19 protein-coding genes and 4 pseudogenes are annotated in these 24,832 nt (G+C 42.2%); 7 read left to right on the top strand and 16 right to left on the bottom strand.

All coding sequences use genetic code 11. The features are described 5' to 3' along the window. Positions 1-13: 13 nt before the first annotated feature. The 7 genes from Len3610_RS19280 to Len3610_RS19250 form a co-directional block, all read right to left on the bottom strand. Positions 14-241 carry a sulfurtransferase TusA family protein gene (locus tag Len3610_RS19280; RefSeq protein WP_010529525.1) on the bottom strand — a complete coding sequence of 76 codons (228 nt, stop codon included), beginning with the start codon at positions 239-241 and terminating at the stop codon, positions 14-16. Between the two features lie 235 nt (positions 242-476). Continuing rightward, positions 477-1,607 (bottom strand): MBL fold metallo-hydrolase, encoded by a 1,131-nt coding sequence (locus Len3610_RS19275; protein WP_176449346.1) that lies wholly within the window; start codon positions 1,605-1,607, stop codon positions 477-479. Positions 1,608-1,634: 27 nt separating this feature from the next. Beyond that, on the bottom strand, positions 1,635-2,036 hold the full coding sequence (locus tag Len3610_RS19270; protein WP_176449345.1) for a DsrE/DsrF/DrsH-like family protein: 402 nt from the start codon (positions 2,034-2,036) through the stop codon (positions 1,635-1,637). A gap of 93 nt (positions 2,037-2,129) precedes the next feature. After that, positions 2,130-2,429: a rhodanese-like domain-containing protein gene (locus tag Len3610_RS19265; protein WP_176449344.1), complete on the bottom strand. Its 300-nt coding sequence runs from the start codon at positions 2,427-2,429 to the stop codon at positions 2,130-2,132. Positions 2,430-2,732: 303 nt separating this feature from the next. Then, positions 2,733-2,993, bottom strand: coding sequence for a metal-sensitive transcriptional regulator (locus Len3610_RS19260; RefSeq protein WP_176449343.1), 261 nt, complete (start codon positions 2,991-2,993; stop codon positions 2,733-2,735). Positions 2,994-3,853: 860 nt separating this feature from the next. Continuing rightward, positions 3,854-4,894 carry a hypothetical protein gene (locus tag Len3610_RS19255; protein ID WP_176449342.1) on the bottom strand — a complete coding sequence of 347 codons (1,041 nt, stop codon included), beginning with the start codon at positions 4,892-4,894 and terminating at the stop codon, positions 3,854-3,856. After that, positions 4,845-5,036, bottom strand: a complete 192-nt coding sequence (locus tag Len3610_RS19250) for a hypothetical protein (RefSeq protein WP_176449341.1) — start codon at positions 5,034-5,036, stop codon at positions 4,845-4,847. Before Len3610_RS19250 ends, Len3610_RS19255 begins: the two co-directional genes overlap by 50 nt. 1,064 nt (positions 5,037-6,100) lie before the next feature. Between Len3610_RS19250 and Len3610_RS19245 the strand changes: the two genes are divergently transcribed. Further along, positions 6,101-6,607: a YcxB family protein gene (locus Len3610_RS19245; protein WP_176449340.1), complete on the top strand. Its 507-nt coding sequence runs from the start codon at positions 6,101-6,103 to the stop codon at positions 6,605-6,607. A 79-nt stretch (positions 6,608-6,686) separates the two neighbouring features. Here Len3610_RS19245 and Len3610_RS19240 read toward each other — a convergent pair whose 3' ends face one another. Continuing rightward, positions 6,687-7,337 (bottom strand): DUF6241 domain-containing protein, encoded by a 651-nt coding sequence (locus tag Len3610_RS19240; RefSeq protein WP_176449339.1) that lies wholly within the window; start codon positions 7,335-7,337, stop codon positions 6,687-6,689. A 345-nt stretch (positions 7,338-7,682) separates the two neighbouring features. After that, a complete protein-coding gene (locus tag Len3610_RS19235) occupies positions 7,683-8,381 on the bottom strand; it encodes a hypothetical protein (RefSeq protein WP_176449338.1) in 699 nt (232 codons plus the stop codon). Positions 8,382-8,924: 543 nt separating this feature from the next. Here Len3610_RS19235 and Len3610_RS19230 point away from each other — a divergent pair. From Len3610_RS19230 to Len3610_RS19215, 4 genes are all read left to right on the top strand, one after another. Continuing rightward, the gene (locus tag Len3610_RS19230) at positions 8,925-9,185 is read left to right on the top strand and encodes a hypothetical protein (protein WP_176449337.1); all 261 of its coding nucleotides are present in this window, start codon (positions 8,925-8,927) and stop codon (positions 9,183-9,185) included. Positions 9,186-9,824: 639 nt separating this feature from the next. Beyond that, a complete protein-coding gene (locus Len3610_RS19225) occupies positions 9,825-10,064 on the top strand; it encodes an AbrB/MazE/SpoVT family DNA-binding domain-containing protein (protein ID WP_176449336.1) in 240 nt (79 codons plus the stop codon). Beyond that, positions 10,064-10,399 carry a type II toxin-antitoxin system PemK/MazF family toxin gene (locus Len3610_RS19220; RefSeq protein ID WP_176449752.1) on the top strand — a complete coding sequence of 112 codons (336 nt, stop codon included), beginning with the start codon at positions 10,064-10,066 and terminating at the stop codon, positions 10,397-10,399. Before Len3610_RS19225 ends, Len3610_RS19220 begins: the two co-directional genes overlap by 1 nt. 388 nt (positions 10,400-10,787) lie before the next feature. After that, positions 10,788-11,165: a carbonic anhydrase gene (locus Len3610_RS19215; protein ID WP_176449335.1), complete on the top strand. Its 378-nt coding sequence runs from the start codon at positions 10,788-10,790 to the stop codon at positions 11,163-11,165. Between the two features lie 500 nt (positions 11,166-11,665). Here the strand turns inward: Len3610_RS19215 and Len3610_RS22025 are convergent, their stop codons facing one another. After that, positions 11,666-11,794, bottom strand: a complete 129-nt coding sequence (locus Len3610_RS22025; protein ID WP_369693608.1) for a CGNR zinc finger domain-containing protein — start codon at positions 11,792-11,794, stop codon at positions 11,666-11,668. Between the two features lie 381 nt (positions 11,795-12,175). On the opposite strand from Len3610_RS22025, the gene dapF reads away from it, so the two are divergent. Continuing rightward, positions 12,176-13,045, top strand: a complete 870-nt coding sequence (dapF, locus tag Len3610_RS19205; RefSeq protein WP_255259693.1) for a diaminopimelate epimerase — start codon at positions 12,176-12,178, stop codon at positions 13,043-13,045. Between the two features lie 341 nt (positions 13,046-13,386). Here dapF and Len3610_RS19200 read toward each other — a convergent pair whose 3' ends face one another. Genes Len3610_RS19200 through dapD form a run of 3 tightly spaced genes read right to left on the bottom strand, consistent with a single transcriptional unit; the run spans position 13,387 to position 16,462 of the window. Next, positions 13,387-14,520 carry an N-acetyldiaminopimelate deacetylase gene (locus Len3610_RS19200; protein WP_176449332.1) on the bottom strand — a complete coding sequence of 378 codons (1,134 nt, stop codon included), beginning with the start codon at positions 14,518-14,520 and terminating at the stop codon, positions 13,387-13,389. Continuing rightward, the gene (locus Len3610_RS19195; RefSeq protein ID WP_255259692.1) at positions 14,517-15,728 is read right to left on the bottom strand and encodes an aspartate aminotransferase family protein; all 1,212 of its coding nucleotides are present in this window, start codon (positions 15,726-15,728) and stop codon (positions 14,517-14,519) included. The genes Len3610_RS19200 and Len3610_RS19195 overlap by 4 nt, the downstream gene beginning before the upstream one ends. A gap of 2 nt (positions 15,729-15,730) precedes the next feature. Further along, positions 15,731-16,462 carry a 2,3,4,5-tetrahydropyridine-2,6-dicarboxylate N-acetyltransferase gene (gene dapD, locus Len3610_RS19190; RefSeq protein ID WP_176449750.1) on the bottom strand — a complete coding sequence of 244 codons (732 nt, stop codon included), beginning with the start codon at positions 16,460-16,462 and terminating at the stop codon, positions 15,731-15,733. A 228-nt stretch (positions 16,463-16,690) separates the two neighbouring features. Here dapD and asnB point away from each other — a divergent pair. Next, a pseudogene (gene asnB / locus Len3610_RS19185) lies at positions 16,691-18,538 on the top strand (asparagine synthase (glutamine-hydrolyzing)). A 166-nt stretch (positions 18,539-18,704) separates the two neighbouring features. Here the strand turns inward: asnB and carB are convergent. From carB to glnA, 3 pseudogenes are all read right to left on the bottom strand, one after another. After that, positions 18,705-21,907: pseudogene (gene carB / locus Len3610_RS19180) on the bottom strand (carbamoyl-phosphate synthase large subunit). Next, positions 21,900-22,999 (bottom strand): annotated as a pseudogene (locus Len3610_RS19175) (carbamoyl phosphate synthase small subunit). Before Len3610_RS19175 ends, carB begins: the two co-directional pseudogenes overlap by 8 nt. Before the next feature lie 597 nt (positions 23,000-23,596). Further along, a pseudogene (gene glnA / locus Len3610_RS19170) lies at positions 23,597-24,829 on the bottom strand (type I glutamate--ammonia ligase); the annotation flags it as partial. Positions 24,830-24,832 lie beyond the last annotated feature (3 nt).

Here is a 24,832-nt window from a genome sequence, read left to right as displayed (position 1 = left end):
TAGGGGGTCTCCATTAAGCCTTTTTAATCCAGAATTTCAGGACGTCGTCTTCTTCTGCCTCTTCCATTAATTCATGACCACCGGATTTCGCCCATGCTGCCAGGTCGCTTTTGGCTCCTTTATCTGTTGCATGAACTTCCAGAATGTCGCCTGACTCTATCTCATCAATTGCTTTTTTCGTTTTGACAACAGGCATTGGACATGCCATACCTTTCGCGTCTAATACTTTTGCTGCTTCCATCATAAGTTCCTCCTTATTTAACATTGCATTGTTATATTCTTACAGTTATTCATATACGTCGGGTTTCCGCGGGCTGCGCCAAGCCTCCTCGTCAGCTCATTCCTAACTGACTGAGATGGTGTTGGACCGTTTAACTTCCCGCAGAAAACTTCATATATGACAACCACTAATTTAGAGCTATCAATTTTACACAGAGGTCTTCTCTCTTCAGTTTTGAAAGAATCCAGCCAGAATCTTATCCGTGCACTGCACAACGGTTTGGACCAATTTCCATTTCGCGTTGTTTTTCGTCTTCCGGATTCATTTTACCCATATTGGTCTGGCGTATATTTTCATACTCATTAGGCTGTGGCGGTAAGTTCTCGGTAACCATCTTCCGGAATTCATTTTCATCATCCACCTGCAGGCCTGAGTTACGCTGATACAGATCCCCCAGACGTGCTTTGACACTGCCGTCATCAGTCAATTCTTCAACGAATGAGTAGTGCGCAGGCAGCACAACCAGGTCGTCAGACAGCTCTTTGTAACGGTTGTAAAGTGTATCGCGGAGATCGCCCACCCAATCGTCTGCCTTGCCGGCCAGGTCCGGACGGCCGATGGATTTGACGAACAGAATATCACCGGTCAACAGGTATTGATTATCAATAATCAAGGATGTGCTTCCTACTGTGTGTCCAGGTGAATAGATCGGCTGCACCTTTACAGTTGTACTGCCGACTGTTATACCACTGCCTTCTTCCAGTGATGCATAGTCAAATGTGACCTCCCCAGCATCTTTAGGCGGCAGGTGATAGGTTCCGCCTGTATTGTTAGCAAGTTGACGGCCACCTGAAATATGATCAGCATGAAGATGTGTGTCGATGGAATGCTTAATCGTGGCACCTTTCTCTTCAGCAAACCTCTCATATATATTTGTCATACGATTGGCGTCGATAACCGCAGCTTCATTTTCTGAAACGACCATATAGGATAGGCATCCTTTACCAAGACGGACAAACTGGTACAGACTGCCGCCACCATCCAAGTCAGCTAGTTTAACTGGCTCAAGATGTTCACTCCAGGCTTTCATACCGCCTTCCAAATCGTAAACATTAGTAAACCCTTCTTCTTCCATCAATTCAGCTACCATTTTTGATGAATTGCCTTTAGCACAGACAATAATGATTTCCTGATCCTTATTCAGTTTTTCGGAAACAGGACCAACGCCATCGATTAGGTTAAAATACGGCTCATTCATAACCTCAATACTGTCGCCTTCAATTTTCCAATCATCGAACTCATCCGTGTTCCGCACGTCGAGAATCAATGTTTTTTCACGATTGACAACGCGCCTTGCGAGTTGCCCGGTTGTAATAGATTGTGACATTATCCAGCCTCCTTCAAAAAATCTTCATTAAAATGTCAGTGAGATATCAGCATCTTTGGCGAATTCAATAAATGATGCCGCTCCGCCAACTTCTATGCCATCAACAAAATTATCTTTTTCGAGATTCATGACATCCATCGTCATTTGACAGCCAATCATTTTAACGCCCATTTCCTGTGCCATGCCCAGCAGTTCACTGATTGAAGGGACATTGGCTTTTTCAAATCCTTCCTGAAAATGTTCCTTTCCTTCAGGCAGCGGCAGATTCTTGTGCGCTTCTTTATGAATCAGGTTAAGCCCTTCAAACGTGAAGAATATGCCAACCTCTTTATCGGATGCTGCAGCAGCGGTCGCAATGTTAAATACTTTATACGCATCAAACAAACCCCCATTAGCTGCAATAATTGCTACGCGTGTATTGTTTTCCATTGTTAATTCCTCCAAATAGTTGTTTGATTTTGCAGTTGGTCCGTCCCATTAGAACATGTCCGGTACAATATTTTCCGCATTCTTAACTTCCATTTACTTCTCTACGTATTCATTCCAGGCCAGCATGCCACCATCTACATTGGTCACATCATAGCCTTGAGCTTTCAGAAATTCACTTGCTTTGCCGCTTCTTCCACCAGAACGACAAACCATATAATAGTGTTTGTCTTTGTCAATTTCGTCAAGACGATCAGAAACCTCTCCCAATGGAATATGTTTCGCACCAGGAATTTTACCTTGTGCAACCTCATCATCTTCACGGACATCAATAATATTGACATTTTCGTTGTTTTTCATTTTCTTCTCGAGTTCCTTGGTCGTTATTTGTTTCAAAGGTTAGCCTCCTTGTGTATTATATTGCTGACATTTCACTCTACCGTATGCAAACTATAATCTATAACACCATTTACCGGTAGGGGTATAAATTAATTAAAAAATAGGCTGTCATTGCTTTATCTTAATTACCGCTGAGTAAAACAATAGTTGATTTTGACCACTTTCCTTTTCTAAAAGTTTCTAATATACATGTACCGGTACGGGTATTAAAATGTGCAATAAAAAAAGGTTAGTACAATTTATTTGACTTAACCTATCTTGTCGATTAGAAGATGTACGGTCAATTTGTCAGCTATTTTTTTATCTGCTTTTGACAAGCAGATTGACTGCCTCTTTAACTAGATCCTCAGAGTTTTCACCGTTTTGTTTCTCTTCACGGATACACTGCTCAAGATTCTGACTCACAATTACCGCAACCGTGCGATCCAGTGCATTTCGGACAGCCGTCATCTGTGTCACAACATCACGGCAATCCTTTTCTTCTTCCATCATTTTCTCTAGCCCTCGGACTTGTCCTTCTATACGTTTAACGCGGTTTTTAACGTCTGCTTCAAATTGCATTCGATTGTCACTCCTTTCATTAATTCCACATCAATGGAAGCAATACAATATACACATCTAATAATCGGACGGTATTTCATGAATATATCCCTGGACGTTGACAAAATAAATCATTGCTTCTATATAATATCGAATTTAAAATCATATTTCCAGTGTTCCAATAACCGGGACAATCCTGCGATAGAAAAGTCTTTACAAATAAAGTTATGAAAGTGTTTGATGCTATCATAATTTCCTTTCTTCAGAAGGACTACTCTTAGTTTATACCCCAACAGGTATTTTGTCAAACTACAATAACCACATGTCTGTTTGTCGATATTTTTAAGACATCAGTGATAATATAAACATCAATCCGTTCTTCAGCACCGCTGTTTGCATGCAACATATTGACCAGGTTGACAAGTCTTCTGGAACACACAAAAATTGAAAAGAAATTAACGCCTCATATCTTCAGGCACACGATATAAGCATGTTGGCTGAAGTCGGTGTCGACCCCGGAATAGCTATGGAACAGGTAGCCCATGGTGAACTGCAAACGACTATAATCTATACTATATAGCCAAAAATGAAAAAAGACGCTGCCGTAAAAGTAAAACACTTCTACGAAAAACGTCCTTTCCACATTAACTTTCAAACTATATTGTACATTCTTGTGACATTTTAGTTTTGAGCCGAGACAACCCCTGTCATTTCAGGCGTGGGAGCGTGATCACATCATGCCGACCGTGTTTTAAGCATTTAAACATACAAAAATCAAAGCTAAAAATCCTATGAAATCAACGTTTTAAATTTCCAGTCATAAATATAAATAGCTGATTCCAAGCACAAACATGAGCATTTTAATTAATAATCACAATGACTTAAATATTTGGTGTCGGTTTTTCCTCAAATCCTATATAGGCTATTTTGAGAATGGACGTAAAAAACACTTTACTTATTACCGTCTCCGGCAAATTATAATCCCTGCGAAACTTTGATAATTTCCAGCCCTCCGCAATAGCTCTTTCTCCAAAGTTCTCACAAGATGTAATCACTGCATTAGCTGCTCTTTTTTTAGGCATTTTTTTCTCTTGGTATAATTTCGTACTGTTTGCAACAGCTCTATATATAATGCTGTATACTTGAGCAACTGAATAGTGATTTAATAAATTTTCAAAAACTTTATGTGTTTTTTCTCCCGGATTAAAGTCAAAACCTACTTTATTGAAACTATACAAAAGATATTCTATCGACTCATTTAAAGCAATCTTTTTCCACATATTGAAACAGAAATCTTTATCTGCTTCAAATTCTCCTTGTGAAGGATACATTAAACGTTCAATCATATTATGATAATTATTATCCAATGAATTTATATTTATTCTATACAATACTCTATCAACGTAATATGTGCCTGGAAAAGTTTCATCATCCACAAAAGCTTCAATGGAAGAATTTGAATGAGGTACTATTAGCCCCCTACCAGCTAGAGTTTTAATTAATTCAATTGTGAAACTATTAGAAGGAGTTAGTTTATTATCTAAAGTCCATATAGGCACTATATGACCTAGATTTTCATCAAGTCCACCCCTAATTAATACAGACAAGAAAAGTTTGTCTTCGAGTGACAAATTTTCTTCTAGCTTTTTTTCATAATTCTTTTGATTATAATGCTCTCGAATTAGATTCTTCTTTCTATTCTCTTCCTTAATTAAAGCCTCTCTTCGCTGCTCCTCACATGTGCTACACTTGCATTGATCATGATTCTCGTGGCTACAAATTGGACAGTAGGGTCTATTCTGTCCTAAGCGAAAACTATTTTTTGCTCTCCAGTCCTGCACCAATTTAGCGTCACAATATTCACACTGATCTTCAGTTATTTTTTTTGGGAAAGACACTAACAAATTGTGAAGCTGAAACATTTATATCATACTCTTCCTTGAGTTGTGTAACGGAAACACCTTCGTAATATTTATTTATTACTTCCACAACACTTCTCTTATCAAGGTGTTCAATCTTCGGACTTAATTTCTCTAAATCCAATTGCTCTATGTTCACTTCCATTTACGACACCGCCTACCTTGCTTTATAAACTATGTATATTGTAATAGATATTATCCGTTTTCTAAAGAATAATAATTTTTCTATCTTGTAACAGGTGTATCAATGTGAAAATAACTCTAAATTTTAATACAATTTGTTATAATTAGGGTTTGCTGAATACATCAGAGTTAACGATTCTTCCTTATTTTATTACATTGGAATAGGGTTATTATTTATTGCAGGTATGTCTGGAACACATTTTCCCAAGTGTCCCAATACTTGCTTCCACTGATTCTTGACATTCAGGTGAAAGCTTGGAATACCTATAATATTTTGCCACCCAAAAATACTTCAGTAGAGTTTGTTCCAACGATATGAGGTTCACCACTTAATCATTCATTAAATAAACACTTTTAGTTTCTACTGCTTTCTTTTAGTAATTTTATCTCTTCATCATTTAAATTAAATAGTTACATTCAGGACATTTGTCCTCTTAATAGCTCTTTCATCCTTAGAATTACTTAGGATTCCTTGATGTTTTGTGGTTGGAGGGCAAAAGGTGGGTACAGTGGAACAAGAATTTCGCGTTTTTAACTTTTTATGTATTTAAGAAATTCATCCTCTGGTTGAAACCACTGCCTCCTGGAGATACTTCACTTCACCCACCAATTGCATGAATGCATTAGCAGGGGTGATTACTTCATTCTGATCGCCATCCGTATCGATCGTGAGAGGTTGTCCACCTTGAATCATAAATTTTTCTATTTCAATAGAACTCACAAAGTAATCAAGCTGCTGAGCGGCTCGCCTTACTGTGAGCAATGTTGTAGTTCAATGAACCTGAAGAAAATTAGATTCTTAAACACCGATGCGGAATTCCGCACCGGTGTTTTGTTTTAAACCTTTTAAAAAAATAGATGACTCTTTGGTCGAACTAAACCTCTTAGTGGTATCAAGAGCTTATCTAATACTTTTTTCTCAGTTGGAAAATATATTTTTCAGAAATAATATTCTGCACATGATCCCTGTCTTTTATGGTAAAATTGTAAATATTGAACTAAGTGAACAAAAAGGAGAAGATCCCTTTGATTGCTACATTCAATATCTTTGATGAAGATTTAATCGCTCAGCAAAGGAATGCTGTAAACAACACTAAATTCCATAAAAAGGGTAGGGTGATGCAGATAATCGTATCAATTTCATTGGTTATGTTTGTTTTAATAATGGCTGGATATTCAACACATTTTGTTATTTTTGGGTTTATTTTGTGTTTAATTCTCATTCCTCTGATATGGAAGTCTTACGAGCACGCCATTCTAACTCGCTATAAAAAAGATATTATTAAACAACACAAACACAAAATAGGCGCCTTCACTTTGAGATTATCAGAAGAAGAATTAATCAAAGAGTCCCATAATTTAACTGAAAAGTTTCGATGGGATGAATTAGAAAGACTCGCAGAAGATGAGGAGCGCTATTTCCTATACTTTACAGATCTAGCTGCAATCACAATAAAAAAAGAACCTGACAACATGAATGAAGAACAAATTATGAATTATCAATCGTTTATAAAAAGAAAGTTAAGGAAATGATACAGGTTTAATCATACGAAATCGTCCAAAAAATTGAAAACGCGTTGACCAAGATAAAACAATAAAGTATGATGTTTCACTACTGATTAATTAAATCATAATGTTCGAGAAATGCTTGTTCTTCTTCTTCAGTGGCCAAACGGTAATCATCTACTTCTAAGTAGTCTCGTAGCTCTTCAGGTGGGTTGGACACCTCAAGCAGAAAGGTTTTATGAAGTTCAATTAAATTACTAAAGTCTCCAGTTTTCCACTCATTTAAGAATTCTTGGAAGTATTCAGTCGTTTCTGCATCTAATTCTAAGCCCTCAATGTAATTTTTTAAATATACTATATTATCTTCTGTTAAAGCTGCATAATCTGATGGGGCTTCAAATTCTCCCAATTGAGAAGGATATACCGGTGTAAAAGGAAAGGTCGGGGCGTCATTACCTTTCAATTCTCTGACCCTCTTTGATTCAATTTTTTGAGAAGTCATCTGAACAATTTCTCTTTTAACATCCTCGATCATTGTCATACTCCCAAAATTGTCTTTAGTTTCGTTAAAGCGTTCTTGTGTCCAATCTTCCGGAATTGTTTCGCTATTAATTTTGGTTTGTGATTCTAAATCCTCTACAAACTCTGGGTTTTCTTGGCTAGTTGTTTCTGCTTCTTCATCTAATGATAAAACAACATAAGATACTCCCCCAATAAATAATAATACTATTAATATTATCGCGGACAGCTTTTTCATTCGCTTTCTCCCCCTTCTTTTTTATTTCTAATTGTTACATAAACTTCTTAATTTGGGAACTAATGCAATCGGCGACCCTGACATAATAAACATAGGCGTTGATTATGTTGCTGCCAATTATCCGTAGACAAGCGCCGGGTTTTGGTGGGATAATAACAACATGAATGCGTTATGTGATACAAACCCTTCCGTTTCCGAAGTGACGTATAGAGTCAATGGCGGGTACAATGGTTTAGCCGAGCGTCAAATGTATTACAATCGATGTCTGGACGCAATTCCATAACTTTAATCAAAACAAAAAGTGGCGATTTGTCTTCAATAAGACCGCCACTTTTTTATTTTTTATTAATCCATTTCGATTTTTTCTATGTAATTAATGATTTCTTCGTTGGCAAAGGCTGTAATTTCCACTTTCTCTGTGTCTTCGACAATACGTTCCGTGTCATTTTTTATGGCTTCTTTATCTGTTTCACCATCCAGCCCCTCATTCCAACGTACAGGTACTTTATATCTATTAATGGTACCATCCCCATTCCCGCTATAAGTGACGGCCCCATCTACGATGCGGGTACCCTTCAACATAATCACATCTTCAGGATAGGTAGCACTTACATCTTCGTGGTTAGGTCTAAGCGGCGTACCGGCAGGTTTTTTTATGACATATAATTTATCTATCTCCGGATTTGGGCCTAGTTGGTGCCAGATTCTTGCGTATTCAATTTCTTCAGAGGAGTATTTGGATAAATCAACATCGTCATCTTTAGATCCATCTTCCGTTTCTGATGAGGAGATATTAGATTCATCGTTTTCTAATTTGTTTGATGAATTATTATTGGAATCGCTCTTCTCTGAATCACCTGTGTCCGCTGTGGACTCTGATTCATCTTCTTCCGTATCTGATGAATTCTCATCTGTTTCAGAATTTACGACAGGTCCGTCTTGCTCGGTATCCGCTTCTTCGCTCTCAGAATCTTGACAACCCGTAAAAATCAAAGCAATTAAAAACAGAGCTGTAAAATAAAGCAGCACTTTAAATTTTCGCATTCAACCTACCCATCCCTTCCCATCAATTCATTTTTTCTAAATAAAAATATATGTACTCGGGCGAAAAAAAGAAAAAATTTCAGACCCAACATACATCGTATTATCTATCATCCAAAATAACAAGATTTTTCGTGATTTATTTGCAATCCCTGCACGAACACCTCACCGTATAACGAACTCACGATGTGCCTTCTCTTATGTGACATAGAACCGCCCGGTGCTCCATTAAACCGACAGTCCTTTAACGAGATTGTCGGTTCTTTTTTTATAGTCACGCGTTATCAATGATAAATCAAAACCAGAAAACCCGTTGCTCCACGGCTGTTCCGCAACCAATGAAACGCGTGAGATTATTTGTACAAGGAGAGGTCACGCATGAATACAGGATTCACCAAAATAATCATATCTATCAAAAATTCGATTAAAGAAGACATGCCGAAAAACAAAACGGATTGGAGTTACGTTGCATGTTCACAGGTGTGCTTGTGTTTTTATACGTTTCACTTATTAACGCATGAAAAAATTTAGGAGTGATGATGACAAATGAAACCAGAAACGTTGACTTTCGAACTAAATAATACCTATTTCGTAATTCCCGAACTGGAAATCGATGTGGAATTCGATTATTTATCCAGCGAAGACAGAGACCTTGCCATACACGAGTTAGAGCAACATATCCAGCGTGAAAACATCACGCCAAGATCAGGAAAGTCCGTGATTCAACCTGACGATATGATCTATATTCCAAGCACACGAACCATCGATTATGCAGATATGATGTTCTATTATGCGGGTTCATGCTAAGCCGGTAGCCTTATGATAATAGGGTTATCGGTTCTTTTTTTTGTGAAACGCTATAACTAAAATGCAGATGAATAATCTACTGGAAGTATGATAAAATAGAAGAATAATATATCGGCTTCTCATGGGAGGGTGGCTCACTTCTGTTACTCGTAGGCAGACATTGGTCATGTCATAACGGGGAAGGGGGTGAGGCATATATGTCAACTTTTCAGGTGCTCACCTTACTGTTTGCATTTGGAATGCTTGTGGCATTCATTATGTCTGACAGACATAAATAAACCTCCCCAATGAGTTGGACGCTCGGAACGGGAGGTTTATCTTCCTAAGAGCCGCCCCCTTTGACGGGGCTAGGTCTATTCGGCCGCTCATGTGTCAACATGGGCGGTCGTTATTATTTTATGACCTTCTACTGTTATTATACCACGAAAATCATAATTGTACACTCCACGCTTTTTAATTCCAAAACAAACAATGATTTTTGAACCGGACCGCATCCCGTGACGGTATTTTCGCACGGGCGCAAAAATGATAAAAATCATGTATCGTTTTTCATACTTATGTATATACTAATATATACAAAGGAATGAAAGGCGTGTTACAATGGAGTCAAATCAAAACAAGAATAAAGGAGTGAGCCGTATGTCAACAACTGCTCAAAAGTGGGGAAACAGCATCGGTGTTCGTATTCCCCAAAAGATAGCAAAAAAGTATAACATCGTAAATGGTTCCGAGCTGGAAATCAGTGAAGACAATCAAGGTATTATATTAAAACCAGTTTCTAAAGAACCTTCCTTGGAGGAATTAATGGCCGGGATCACAAAGGAAAACCAGCACGAAGAGATTAACTGGGGTAAGCCGGAAGGGAACGAAGTTTGGTAATGGTATTGGAACAAGGAGATTTAATTTATATTAACTTCAGCCCGCAGTCCGGGCATGAGCAAAGAGGTATGCGTCCGGCCATCGTACTGTCACCCAGCTTATTCAATCAAGGGGCATTCATCGCAGTCTGCCCCATCACGAAAGAGAAAAAAGGCTATCCATTTGAGATTGAACTACCAGACGACCTCCCGGTGTATGGTGTCATTCTCACGGATCAAATAAGAACGTTGGACTGGCGTTCCAGGTCAGCAGGCCTCAAAGGAAAAGCACCGCAAGAGATAGTTGAAAAATGCTTCAATCGAATTCATACTTATTTAACGATGGATGAGCGTTAACCATGATATCCTTTGGGATGTTAATTGCGTTCATGATGTCTGACCATAAAAAATAACCCCTCCTATGCGTTTCTCGGGCGCCGAGGGATTTATTTTTCTTCATGCCGCCTAGCCTCTCTTGTTGGGGCTTTACTCTATTCGGCCGCTCACGTGCAAACATGGGCGGTCGTACTTATTTTATGGGGGTCTGCCGCCACGAATATGTTAATTGTACACTTTCGCAATAAAATCGTTTTCTGTTATTCCACAATCGCGCTCTTTTCTTGAATACTTGGAATCAATCTAAATAACTTTCGTCCGTTTACAATCTACCTTCCCTTATGCGGTAAATGATATACTTAAAGTAAGCTTTCAAAAAAGCCTAACTAAAAGCACAGGAGGAAGAGTTATGTCAGATTTTGCTACAGCGATTAACTGTATGGACGGAAGAGTCCAACTGCCGGTGATCGAATGGATGAAGGAAAAGTTTTCAGTACAGTACATAGACATGATCACTGAAGCGGGGCCAAACAAATTATTATTGGAGGGAACGGAACAGGAGATTCAATCGATTAAGTCCAGGGTTCAAGTTTCACATGAGGCTCACGGATCAGGAGTAATAGCGATTGTAGGACACCATGGCTGTGCGGGAAATCCTGTTTCAAAAGAGGAAAAATGGACACAAATAAAAAAATCCGTTGAAACTATCAATACCTGGGGATTATCTTTAAAGGTTCTTGGGCTTTATGTGAATGAAAACTGGGAAGTTGAAACTGTTACAGAATAGTCCTAGAAGGGGTCACGCCATTTTTAAAAAAATTCTACGCTAAGAGTGGAAGTATTGTTATATAAAGGAGTAGCGTCATACAAAACCAAAAAGCCTAATTCCTCAATGTTGTAATCGAGAAATTAGGCTTTTTTACTTCACAATCGCGCCCGTTAATTTAAGATTCTTCTTCACATTTGAGATTTTTAACTGTTTGGCATTTATAAAGGCAGTCACTATTATGAATAAACCTAAACAGGCAAATGTGGCAATCCCTGAGTATTCGCTATCAAAAAACGTTGTATTTACCAGAATAACCAATATTATTAGTACAAGTGATACATACATTCCCCGAATATATTTCATAAAATAAGCTTCCCCCTTTTAGATTTCACAAGGATTTATTCCGTTAAATGCCTTTACAATGGCAATTTGGGCGCTGCCTTTTATTCCAGAAGTACCGCCCTTTTCTTGAAAAAGAGAAATCCTTCGATCATTTCATATTTTTATAATAATGTTTTTTACCTTCGCAAGTTTTCACATATATCCATGGAACACCATTTCCTTTTGCCTTTCTTATTAACACAGAAGGCTAGACATTGGTTGTTCGCACATCTTTTCAACTTATCAATATCCCGATTTGCGTGCATTTGAAGAAGAACAAAAGCGAATAGTGAAATGAGTCCATCCGAACCAGGTTGTTATAAGTGAATTGTCCTTCGGATTAAGTGGACATGTGTTGTCTCAATTGCAACTGAACCATGCGAAAAGGGAAGGAAAAAGCCAAGGATAAATCGTAACCCTCGGCTCGTGAACGGAAGAGGTCGCAACAGCGACTTTGTTCTTTTTCCTAAAATATTCTGAAGTCGCCCTGGTTTCGCAATCGGGCAACCCGGCGCTGAATTTTATTTTAGGGCTTTATCATTGACTTATTACAAGCGGATTGAGTATACTTTAAGAATATCCGATGATTGAACATCTAGTGGCACTGCATGGGCAGTGCGTTTTCTTTATATTTAGAGGTGAGAGAAATGCCAGCACAATTATCCTTTACAAAAATGCATGGACTGGGAAATTCCTATATTTATGTGAACGGCTTTGAACAAGCGTTGTCAGAGAAACGTTTGCCCGAACTTGCTCAAAACGTATCTGACCCAAATACCGGCATTGGTGCTGACGGCTTGGTTATTATGGCTCCCTCGGAGACGGCCGAGGTAAAAATGCGTATTTTCAACAAAGACGGGTCTGAGGCGAAAAACTGTGGCAACGCCTTGCGCTGTGTTGCCAAATATGTCTATGAAAAGGGGATGGTTAAAAATACGACATTCCACATTGAAACGTTATCCGGATTAGTTCGAGTCAACGTACATGTGGTAAACGGAACAGTCGATGAAGTTACAGTGGACATGGGAACGCCGAAGTTGAAAAGCAGTGACCTGCCAATGACCGGCGGAACAACTGAAAAGGACCTTGTTGGTGTGCCCATTGAAGTGGATGGGAACACTGTGTTAATGACAGGTGTGTCTATGGGAAACCCGCACGGAGTTTTTTTTGTCGATGATATTGAGGAGGCACCCGTGAAATCATACGGACCGGTTTTGTCTGATCATCATCGGCTGTTTCCCGAAGGTCTTAATGTTGAATTCGTTCAGGTCGTTAACTCTCATGAACTGCAATTCCGTGTGTGGGAACGCGGATCGGGCATTACCCGGGCGTGCGGAACCGGAGCATGTGCCGCCGTCGTCGCTGCCGTTTTAAACAATTATGTAAAGCAAGGTAAAGAAGTCACCGTCCATTTGCTCGGCGGAGACATGAAAATCCTTTGGGCAAATGAAGGTTCAGTGTATATGAGGGGCCCAGCAGTAACAATTTGTGAAGGTCTTTACTTGATGGGAGTGTAACGCTTCGCATACCGTCACGTTCATCCCATGTAATGTGTATATATACGGGTAAAGGAATGTGGATTTGGATCCCGGGTTATCTCGGTCCCCACTTCCTGGCAAATGTCTCCCTCGCTCAAGCCTCGTGCCTCAATTACGAATTCTTGCGTTGCCACGTTTTGAATATCTTGCCCGTAATCACCACATTCGCCTGTATCGTTTTCATTTGGTAGCCATTACATCAAACCCCCGTTACCTCAGGGCTTGTTGAACGTCGATTAACGATTGTTCCACGCAAACTCTGGCCACCCTATCACCTTCCTGTTTTTGTGCTCAATCGTTAATGTGTCCAACCGTTTTTTTCAATTATTCCCACCATCGGCTTTGTGTGTCAAAAATCCCGTAAGAAAATCGACAGCTTTCGGAATAGCCGCCTCCTCCGCGTTTAATTTTGCGGAATGCAGGCCGTATTCTGAATGAACCCCCAGCCAAAACATCGTCCCGGGAATTTCATCTAAAAAATAACCGAAATCTTCGCCAGTCATTGCCTCATCACAAATATGAAGCGTCATGTCCGGGTACGTTTCACAAAAAAGGATAAAATCTTGAGTCAGCTCCGAATCATTGATCACCTGAAGATAATTGGATCCATAATCAATGACCGCTTCACAGGAAAATCCGGCTTCAATTCCACCAACAAGTGCTTCAATCCGCTGTTTGACTTGCTTCATCGATTCTTGCGACAACGTACGAATTGTCCCTTCAATGCGGGCTTTTTCAGCAATGATATTTTGTCTTGTGCCGCCTGTAATTTTTCCGATGGTTACAACAGCTGAATCAAGCGGATCAACGTTTCTGGAGACAATGGTCTGCAACTGTGTAACGAGATAACTGGCGGCAACCACCATGTCATTGGCTGTATGGGGATAGGCTGCATGTCCGCCCTTGCCTTTCAAATCAATAAAAAGCTCCGAGGTGTTGGCAAACAATAAGCCTTTCTTCGTTGCTACAGTTCCTGCCGGATACTCAGGCGCAATGTGCAATGCGTACAGCTCATCCGGGCGCCACTCTTTGAACGGCATACTTTCAATCATCGGCAATGCCCCGCCCGGTCCTTCCTCAGCGGGTTGAAATAGAAACAGCAGGTTATCCCGGGCAGGATGTTGGGCAAAATGTGCCAATACCGCGAGTGCAATACTCATATGAACATCATGCCCGCAGGCGTGCATCTTTCCTTCATGACGCGATACGAAATCAAAGCCTGTTTCCTCGGTAATCGGCAGCCCATCCATATCGGTACGCCAACCTATGGTTTTTGACGGATTGGTTCCGTTCACTTTCACAAAAATCCCCGTCTGCCACGTTTGTATCTCCAGATGCTTTTGCGGAAACTGCCTGATCTTATTAAGCAATAACGCCTGTGTCTTCACTTCCTCAAAACCGAGCTCGGGAATTTGATGCAGTTGGCGGCGGAATTCGATCCAATCATACTTCATAACGATATCAACTCCGTGATCGTTTGCTGCAAAGCCGCAATAAATGTGTCAATTTCCTCTTCCGTCAAAGTCAGTGGCGGTAAAAGCCGAATGATTGTTTTCTGCGTCACATCAATCAAAAAACCTTTTTCCACCATGGTTTTTCTTAATTCGGCGACGAACTCGGCATCTTTCTTCGAAACAATGCCAATCATCATTCCCCTTCCGCGGATGCTGGCGAGGGTTTCCGGAAACTGTTCTTTCAGGTCCGTCAACTTGTCCCATAAATAGACGGCTCTTTCACGCCCGTCTTGTAACTGTCCTTCATCAAGCAAAACACGTAAGACAGTATTTCCGAGGGCCGCACTAAGTGGAGACGGCGCAAACGTCGTACCATGATCCCCCGAGCTGAAACTGTTTTCCAGCTTTTCTCCTGCGATGATACCGCCGAGCGGCAAACCACCGCCAATCCCTTTTGCAAATAAAATTAAATCGGGCCACACCCCGGCATGCTGGTAAGCGAACAGTTTGCTGGTTCGACCCATACCCGTCTGAATTTCATCCATACAAAACAGCACTTCATATTGGCGGCAAAGTTTCTCCACTTCTTGCAAATATCTTTCCGAAAGGGGGAAAATGCCGCCGGAACCAAGTACGGGTTCCATAAGTACCGCCAACGGCTGATGCTCCTGGATTACTTTTTCCATTTCTGTTAAATTTTCTTTTTCAACTTCGATGACCTCAAAATCTGGCTGCGGAAAGTCCTGCTGCACACCGGGCTGCCGTGTAAGTTTCAATGCGCCAAGCGTGCGTCCGTGGAAACTTTTTTCCAGAACAACGATCCCGTTTCGCTCCGGTGCATGCTTCATTCTCCATTTATGAATCAGCTTGACCGCAGCTTCCGTTGCCTCTGCACCCGAATTGGCAAAAAACACTTTCCCGCGGATTGAATGTTCAACAAGTGTTTTCGCCAACTGAATGGCAGGCTGGTTTAAATATATGTTGGAAATGTGCAGGAATTTTTCGCCCTGTTCCTTCAACGTTTTAACGACCTCTGGATGAGAATGGCCAAGAACATTCACGGCCAGTCCTCCAAACAAGTCGAGATAACGGTTTCCCTCTGTGTCGTATAAATAGCTGCCCTCGCCTTTTTCGACGGCAATCGGCAATTTTGATTGGCTGTACGTCGGCATAACATAAGCTTTGTCAAGCTCCTGCCAGTCTGTCACAGTTAGTCTCTCCTTTCATCTTCCTTCAACTGCCGAAGTTCCTGCTTGATCTCCGTCTTGCCACGGGTTTGTTCATCCATTCGCTTGATCACGCGTGCAGGGGCGCCCGCAACGACCGCATTTTCCGGTACATCTTCTGTCACCACTGCACCGGCAGCCACGACCGCAGCTTTTCCGACGGTAACTCCTTCCAAAATCACAGCATTCGCACCGACAACGACTTCATCCTCCACAATGACCGGTTTGGCGGAAGGTGGTTCTACAACACCGGCCAACACCGAGCCCGCACCTATATGACAGTTTTTTCCAACCGTTGCTCGCCCGCCGAGAACCACGTTCATGTCGATCATCGTTCCTTCGCCGATGACAGAACCGATATTAATAGAAGCCCCCATCATAATGACACAGTTTTTACCGATTTCCACTTGATCGCGAATAACCGCCCCTGGTTCGATTCGCGCGGGCACATCTTTTAGATCAAGCAGCGGGATCGCCGAGTTGCGACGGTCGTTTTCTACCACATGGTCCTCTATTTTATCTTTGTTTGCTTCAATCGCCGATTTGATTTCCTTCCACTCCCCAAAAAGCACCCCTGTGTTTCCGGTAATGAACGCCTTTGTATTTTCGCCGAAATCAACTCCATCCAGGTCCCCTTTAATATGTACCTTTACCGGCGTCGATTTTTCACTGTTTTGTATAAAAGAGATAATTTCTTCTGCATCCATCATGTTTATTGTTTTTCATCCTTCCAATTCGTGTTTTTGTTTCATTCATCGTACCAAAGATTGGCGGTGAGGTCCATGGAATGAACCGGCCGCTACCAAATCAATAAATGCCCTGACTTGCTTCAGTTCGTGAATAGGAATCGGAACCCGTCACTCTGCAATATCTATTATTTGTCACACCCATCCCGGTTCCTGCATATCATAACATGGGGAATACTGTGGAGAGGGTGAAGTGTTTTGTGTGGCATTACCGGTATGATTAATTGGCAAAATGATGTGAGAGCGGAAAAAGCAACATTGAGAAAAATGGCGGATACATTGACTTCAAGAGGCCCGGACGATTCGCAAGTGTGGCTGAGTCAACACGCCGCCTTTGGTCACAAAAGACTGGCCGTGGTCGATCCTGACGGCGGAAAACAGCCGATGAGCAAGGAACATAACAACGTAACGTACACACTTGTTTACAATGGCGAATTATATAATACACAGGAATTAAGGCAGGAACTCAAAAGTAAGGGCCATCAATTTACGACGTCATCGGATACGGAAGTTTTACTGACAGCCTACATCGAATGGAAAGAAGCATGTGTCCGGTACTTAAACGGCATCTATGCTTTTGGTGTTTGGGATTCGGCTGAACAGCAGCTATTTATGGCACGTGATCGGCTTGGTGTTAAACCACTATTCTTTCTGGAATCTCAAGGACGTTTCCTATTTGGATCAGAATTAAAAGCGATTTTGGCACATGATAATGTCCATGCCGAAGTCGATTATACGGGCTTAGCGGAAATCTTTGGTTTAGGTCCATCACGCACACCCGCGCATGGCATATTTAAAGGGATTAAGGAACTCAGGCCAAGCCATGCCTTAACCTTTTCAAAAGCGGGATTAAACATTTGGCGTTATTGGAATGTGGAAAGCCATGAACACACGGACACGGCAGATGAAACAGCCGAAAACATCCGGCGTTTATTCGTTGATGCAGTCGAGCGGCAATTAGTTGCGGATGTTCCAGTGTCTGCATTCTTATCAGGCGGTCTGGATTCAAGTGCCATTACTGCCATTGCAGCAAACGATTTTAAAGCGAATGAGAGCGGACCATTAACGACGTTTTCAGTTGATTATGAAGGGAATAATCGCTATTTCAAGGCCAGTTCATTTCAGCCTTCCACTGATCAGGATTGGATTGATAAAGTGGCCGATCATTTCCAAACGGATCAACATCATGAAACGATAACCGGATTTGAGCTAGTGGATTTATTAAAAGAGTCGGTGGAGCTGCGTGACCAGCCTGGCATGGCCGATATTGATTCGTCCTTGTTATGGTTTTGCCGCCGAATCAAAGAGCATACAACCGTCAGTTTATCAGGCGAATGTGCCGATGAAATTTTTGGAGGATACCCTTGGTTTCATGACATTTCCAGTCAAACTAGAGAGACGTTCCCCTGGATGACATCATTGGATGCGCAAAATGATTTACTGCTGCCGGAATGGCAACACAAACTCAATTTAAAATCCTATGTGATGGATCGCTATAAGGAAACCATGCGTGAGACACCTCGTTTAGCCGGGGAAAGTAAAGAGGATACACGGCGAAGGGAACTATTTCACTTAAATATGCAATGGTTTATGGCTCAATTATTAGATCGTTAGGATCGGGTGAGTATGGGAGCCAGCCTTGAAGTTCGAGTGCCTTTTGCCGACCATAAACTCGTCGAATACGTGTGGAATATTCCATGGGATATGAAAAATTTACATGGCAGAGAGAAAGGTATCTTACGCAAAGCACTGGAAGGTCTGTTGCCGGAAGATGTCTTATATCGAAAGAAAAGCCCCTACCCTAAAACCTTTCAGCCCGAATATACGCGTCAGGTCGTGAATTGGATGAAAGACATACTGGCGGACACTGAATCGCCATTGTTTCATTTTGTGAGGCGGGATCGAATTGAAACGATTGTCGACAGTGAAGGAAACAAATTCACTGAGCCATGGTACGGCCAGTTGATGACGGGACCACAGCTGATTGCTGATTTATGCCAGATTGATCACTGGCTAAGAACGTATGATGTTAAGGTCTGCGATTAAAGAAAGCGCCCCCATTCCTGCAGAAATGGGGGCGCTTTTGTCAGACGTTTAATTGAAAAGATTATTAAATTGGATAAAAATACTATCACAATAGCAGCCCCAACACACGGTGACTCCTATGACAGCGAGCCGCTCACTAATTTTACGGTCACTTCTACATGCTGTTTCATATTAAAACCGCCTGTTTATCATTCATGGGTTGTGCGCTGAATGTAGTCGCATCAATTACATTCAATATCGCACCCGCCGTATCAAGGTTTGTCAAACACGCGATGCCATGCTCCACTGATTCACGACGAATCATAAAGCCGTCGGACCGTGGTTTTTTGCCAGACGTCATAGTATTCACTACAATCTGGACTTCGCCATTTTCAATAACGGACAGGACGTTTCGTTCTGAAGATCCGATTTTCCCGACCTGTGTAACGGGAACACCCGCTTCATCCATATATTGTGCCGTCCCTTCCGTAGCATAAAGCTGGAAACCAAGCTGATGAAAACGCTCGGCAATCTCAAGCGTCTCTGCTTTATCTTTATCCGCCACAGTCAGAAGCACTGCGCCTTCCTGAGGAACGGACAAACCAGCAGCAATCAAGCCTTTGTACAGCGCCTTTTCCAATGTTTTGTCATGACCGATTGCCTCACCTGTTGATTTCATTTCAGGTCCCAGTATGGTGTCAACACTGCGCAGTTTTTCAAACGAGAAGACAGGCACTTTGACTGAGACAGTATTGTTTTCAGGCGAAATTCCGGATTGGTAGCCCATGTCCGGTAATGTCTCCCCTAAAATGCACCGTGTTGCCAGGTTGGCCATCGTGACACCGGTTATTTTACTCAGGAACGGAATCGTTCTGCTCGCACGCGGATTTACTTCAAGTACATAAACTTCGCCATCCCGTACGATGAATTGAATATTGATAAGCCCTTTTACACGCAATTCCCGGGCTATTTTTTCTGTTGCCACCATACATTTCTGCTTCACAGCACCACTGAGCCGTTGTGGCGGATAGACGGCTATGGAGTCGCCTGAATGAACACCTGCCCGTTCTATATGCTCCATAATTCCTGGCACAATTACCGTTTCGCCATCACTGATGGCATCAACTTCCACTTCGATGCCGGTTATATACTTATCAATCAGGATGGGGTGTGCATCATCTGCTCCATTTGATTTTGCATGCAAATATAGTGATTTACCTAGCAGTCATTCATCCATAACGATTCCATACGGCTGCCGCCAATGACATATGAGGGTCTTACCAGAACGGGATAGCCAATATATGCGCCGCTTCTTCGGCCGATCAGTTTCGGTACAGCTTTTCCTTGCGGGCGCAAACAGGTCAAATCGCTTAGAAGCTGTTCGAAACAGGTCCCTGTCTCTTGCTTTATCAATGGCCTCAGATCACGTCCCAATATCTTCACGCCGCGGCGCTCGAGCCCATCCGCCAGAATTGATGGCTGTTTGACCGCCAAAACTGAACAATCACCCCTTCAGGGCTGTCAAGATTATGACATGCATGACATCTTCCAAAGTGAGCGGTTCAAAAATAAAGGTTATCGAAATACTGAAATCGGTTGAGAGCGTTTCCGGTTATTATCATAATAACGCTTCATAGCCATCTCCTTGGATTGCCAATACAGAATGGACAGTCGCATAGTCAAACTCAATCCCCTGGCCAAATCCGGATTGGCCCTTGATCCCAGAACAAGTATTTCTTGCGGGCCGGGATTTAAGAAGTCATTTCATCTCAGCTGCTTATAAAAAAATAAAGTGGTTTCTGATTCAAATTCCGCCGCACATGTGTCAACCATTTTATAGACAGGTGTGATGTTATGCTCCGTACGCAGTTCATAGATATTATCAACGGTTGCACCCCAAAGCCTTGCTATATGGGTATCTGAGAGCCCTGATTGCTTTGCTTCCATTAATGTTTCAGGCAGAAATCTGTTCTCGGTCAACCTTGTCTCCAAGCGAATTAGCTGTTCAATCTTAACTAAAAAGAAACGATCTATCTTAGTCAATTGCCATACCTCTTCCACCGTTAAACCGCGGCGGAAAACTTCGGCCAGGACGAACCGGCCGCTCATCATCCGCTTTTTTGCAGACGGTTTTTCAGTTCCTCACAGGGCTCTGCCAGATCCGGCAGCCATAATTCTTCTTGCTCCGATATCAAGCGAACGGACACCTTTATAGTGATTCCTCAAATTACGGCCGATTGACATAACTCGCCGGTTGCTTTCATTTTGCGTACCGGCCGGTACGATTGCCGGTTGTGATTTATCAAACGGAAAGCGCGGGATTTCGTAATCACGTAATCAAGAGCCGGCTCAAAACAGGCGTATGTCGTCCCTGTAATGGGGGTTGACGATTTCATCAAGCGATAAGCCAGCCGCAATTTTAGCTGCCATCTTTGCAATCGGATAACCGGTTGCTTTGGAGGCAAGTGCTGAAGATCGGCTTACCCGCGGGTTCACTTCTATCACATAATAGGAGAAACTGTCAGGGTCAAGAGCCAGCTGAACATTGCACCCACCTTCAATATCCAGTGCCCGGATAATTTTCAGCGAAGCATTCCTTAACAGTTGATACTCCCGGTCACTGAGCGTTTGAGATGGTGCAACGACAATCGAATCACCGGTATGAATGCCGACTGGATCAACATTTTCCAGATTGCAAACGACAATTGCCTGGTCATGCTTATCGCGCATCACTTCATACTCGATTTCCTTGATCCGGGCTATGTTTTTCTCAATTAAACATTGTTAACGGGGACAAACGCCAATCGTTGCGGGGCAATTTTCTCAGTCCGCTTCATCATAACACATGCCCGGTTCCGCCTAGTGTATAAGCGGGACGAAACGATGACCGGGGTAACCAATATCACGTGCGAAATTATGTGCCTCTTGAACGGAATGAAAACTTTGGCTGTCTGGGGCAGGTTCATTAAGTTCCCCAGCAAAGCACGGGAATTTTCCCCGTTCTTCTGCCTGTTCAATAGCATTGAGCGGTGTCCCCAGCAATTCGACACCGTGTTCACGAAGAATACCGGTTTTTTCCAATTCCACAGCCAAATTGAGCGCTGTTTGCCCGCCGAGTGTTGGAAGGATTGCATCAGGCTGTTCTTTCCGGATAATTTAGTCAGAAAGCTGGCCGTCAAAGGTTCCATATTAAATTTGAATCTGGCTACTGTCTCCATCCGTCATAATTGTCGCCGGGTTGGAGTTGGCCAAGAACGACTGTATAGCCTTCCTCTTTCAATTGCCTGACACGCCTGCGATCCGGAAATAGTCAAATTCAGCTGCCTGTCCGATGACAATCGGGCCTGAACCGATAACGAGAATTTTCTTAATGCTGGGATTCTTAGGCATATATATTCTCCTTCTGTCTGGATTCTGATATCATCTGTAGAAATTCGTCAAATAAAAATGGTGTATCTTCGGGACCGGTGAGCTTTCGGATGGTAACTGCACCGAAAAGGCCGGATATGCTTTATGTCTGATCCTTCCACCGAAGAATCGTTCAATGAAACTTGCGTCAATGCCAGATCTGTCCCGCTCAATGAATCATGTGTCACCGCATAACTGTGGTTTTGTGACGTCATAAATGTTTTATTTTTTTCCAAATCCCTGACCGGCTGATTGGCACCGCGATGACCGAACGTCATCTTCTCTGTATCTGCGCCACAGGCAAGTGCCAGCAGTTGGTGTCCGAGGCAAATCCCGAATAGTGGAATTTTCCCCAAAACCGTTTTAATCATCTCAACCACCTCAGGCACATTCTTCGGATCACCTGGTCCGTTCGTCAGCATAATGCCATCAGGCTTTAAGCGTAAAATGTTTTCAGCACTGTAATTATATGGAACAACCGTCACATGACAATCCCGTTTCGTCAATTCACGCAAAATACCATGTTTCATGCCGAAATCCACCAGGACAATCCGCCTGCCTCGTCCGGGCAAGACATAGGGCTTGACAATTGATGTCGTTTTGACCTGATCTGTACGCTCCGGCAGGTTTTTTACCATGTCAATGAGTCTTCAGACGAACTTATCATCATCGGTCATCATGGCCTTCATGGTCCATACTACGGATGATTTTTCGTCAATTTTCGTGTATCTATGCCTTGATATTCCGAATCCCGTTTGCTTTCAAAATAATCATGTAATGTTTCATCCACTGCGAAAGTTTGATGGGGAATTCACTAAATTCTTTGACGAATCAACCCTTGAATAAATGGCGTTACCGTTTCCAAATCATCCCGGTTTAATCCCGTAGTTTCCAATGACGCGATAGTCATAGCAACCATCTGCCCACAATAGGAAGGATCCGTTATAACCTCCTGATAGCCGGTCATACCGGTATTGAAAACAACCTCAACCTGTTGCGATGGTCAGCGCCAAAAGCCTTTCAACCAGTGAAAATGGTAACTGTCTCAAGAATAAGCTGGGCGTTTAACCATATGAAGACGCCTCCTTGAGCTTATATATGATTTAATAATCTAGTTATTATGTATAATTATACATAAAAAATTAATATATATGCAAATCAGTTCCCACTGCCTCCTATACACGACTTTTCCCTATGCAATAGCTGCCAGTGAATCCCCTGTACCTGCCAGCTAATGAAAGGGGTGTGTTTTCCCCATAGAATAAAAGGGTGTTTGTCAAAATAAGACACTTAATTCAAACCACAATCGTCAAATCCACTAGTCGCCCTTCCTGTAGCATGCAATAAGGGCAATTGAAAGGTATTGTCCGGTTTACAGTACCAAGTCTATTAATTCGTTCAAGACGGTTGCATTTTCGTTATCGAACAGTTTACCAAGCATCTTCGACGGCGACACTAGAGCCCCCTCAGAGCGGCAGCTCGAGGGTTCTAGTGAGCCGCAGAAAGCGATGTATATTCGGACTGCGAAAACAATTCAAACGGAAACATATGAACCTGTATCATAAAGAGGTTAAAATATGTTCACGTTTCCCATGATGTACAGCGGTTCGAACATATCCCATTCAATTGTTTCGCTTCGACAAAGTGTCATATAAATGTTGCCAAGCGCTTCTGTAATGACCGGATCATGATCAAGTTCTTCAAGTGCATCCATAAGGTCGCTGGAAGGCTTTTAATGCCATGCTCCTCACGTTCTGCTTTATCCATTTCATAAATATTTTGATCAACCGGCTCCGGTGGTGTCATCTTATTCTCGATGCCATCCAGTCCGGCAGACAATAACACTGCAAGCGTCATATAGGGATTCGCCGCTGGATCAACACTCCGCGCTTCAATGCGGGTGCTTAACCCTCGTGAGGACGGCACACGGACCAATGGGCTGCGGTTCAGGCCTGACCATGCTACATAACAAGGCGCTTCATAACCGGGAACCAGCCGCTTGTACGAATTAACCGTCGGATTGGTCACAGCTGTAAAATTCGTGGCATGCTTGATGATGCCTGCTGTAAATTGCTTCAATGTAGTGCTGACCTGCATATCGCCTTTTTCATCATAGAACACATTCTCGCCGTCTTTAAACAGCGACATGTTCACGTGCATGCCGGATCCGTTAACGCCGAATAGCGGTTTTGGCATGAAAGTCGCATGCAAGTTGTGCTTCCGGGCGATCGTCTTCACGACTAATTTAAATGTTTGAATGTCATCCGCATGTTTCACGGCATCGGAATACTTAAAATCAATTTCATGCTGCCCGGGAGCAACCTCGTGGTGGGATGCTTCAATTTCAAATCCCATTTCTTCCAGCTCCAGCACGATATCACGCCGGCAGTTTTCACCCAAATCAGTCGGTGCCAAGTCAAAATAGCCGCCTCTGTCGTTCAGCTCCATTGTCGGGTCACCTTTTTCGTCCAACTTAAACAGGAAAAATTCAGGTTCCGTTCCGATATTAAAGGTTGAATAGCCGAGTTTCTCCATACGTTTCAGGTTCCGCTTTAAATTGTAGCGCGGGCAGCCTTCAAACGGGGTACCGTCCGGATTATAGATATCACAAATAAAACGGGCGACCTTCCCTTTTTCCGCTGTCCACGGAAAAACAACAAATGTATCCAAATCAGGATAGAGATACATGTCTGATTCGTCAATTCGGACAAATCCCTCGATTGATGACCCATCAAACATCATTTTATTATCAAACGCTTTTTCAAGTTGACTGTACGGGATCTCAACATTCTTAATCGTCCCCAGCATATCCGTAAATTGTAAGCGAATGAATCGTACATTTTCTTCTTCAATGATTTTATAAATATATTCTTTGTTCATAACAGTACTCATCCTTTTCAACATATA

Origin of the sequence: Lentibacillus sp. CBA3610, assembly GCF_013373365.1 — a bacterium.
Classification (GTDB): Bacteria; Bacillota; Bacilli; order Bacillales; family Amphibacillaceae; genus Lentibacillus.
Note: the sequence above shows the minus strand (reverse complement) of the source record. Positions and strands in the feature narration are given on the sequence as shown.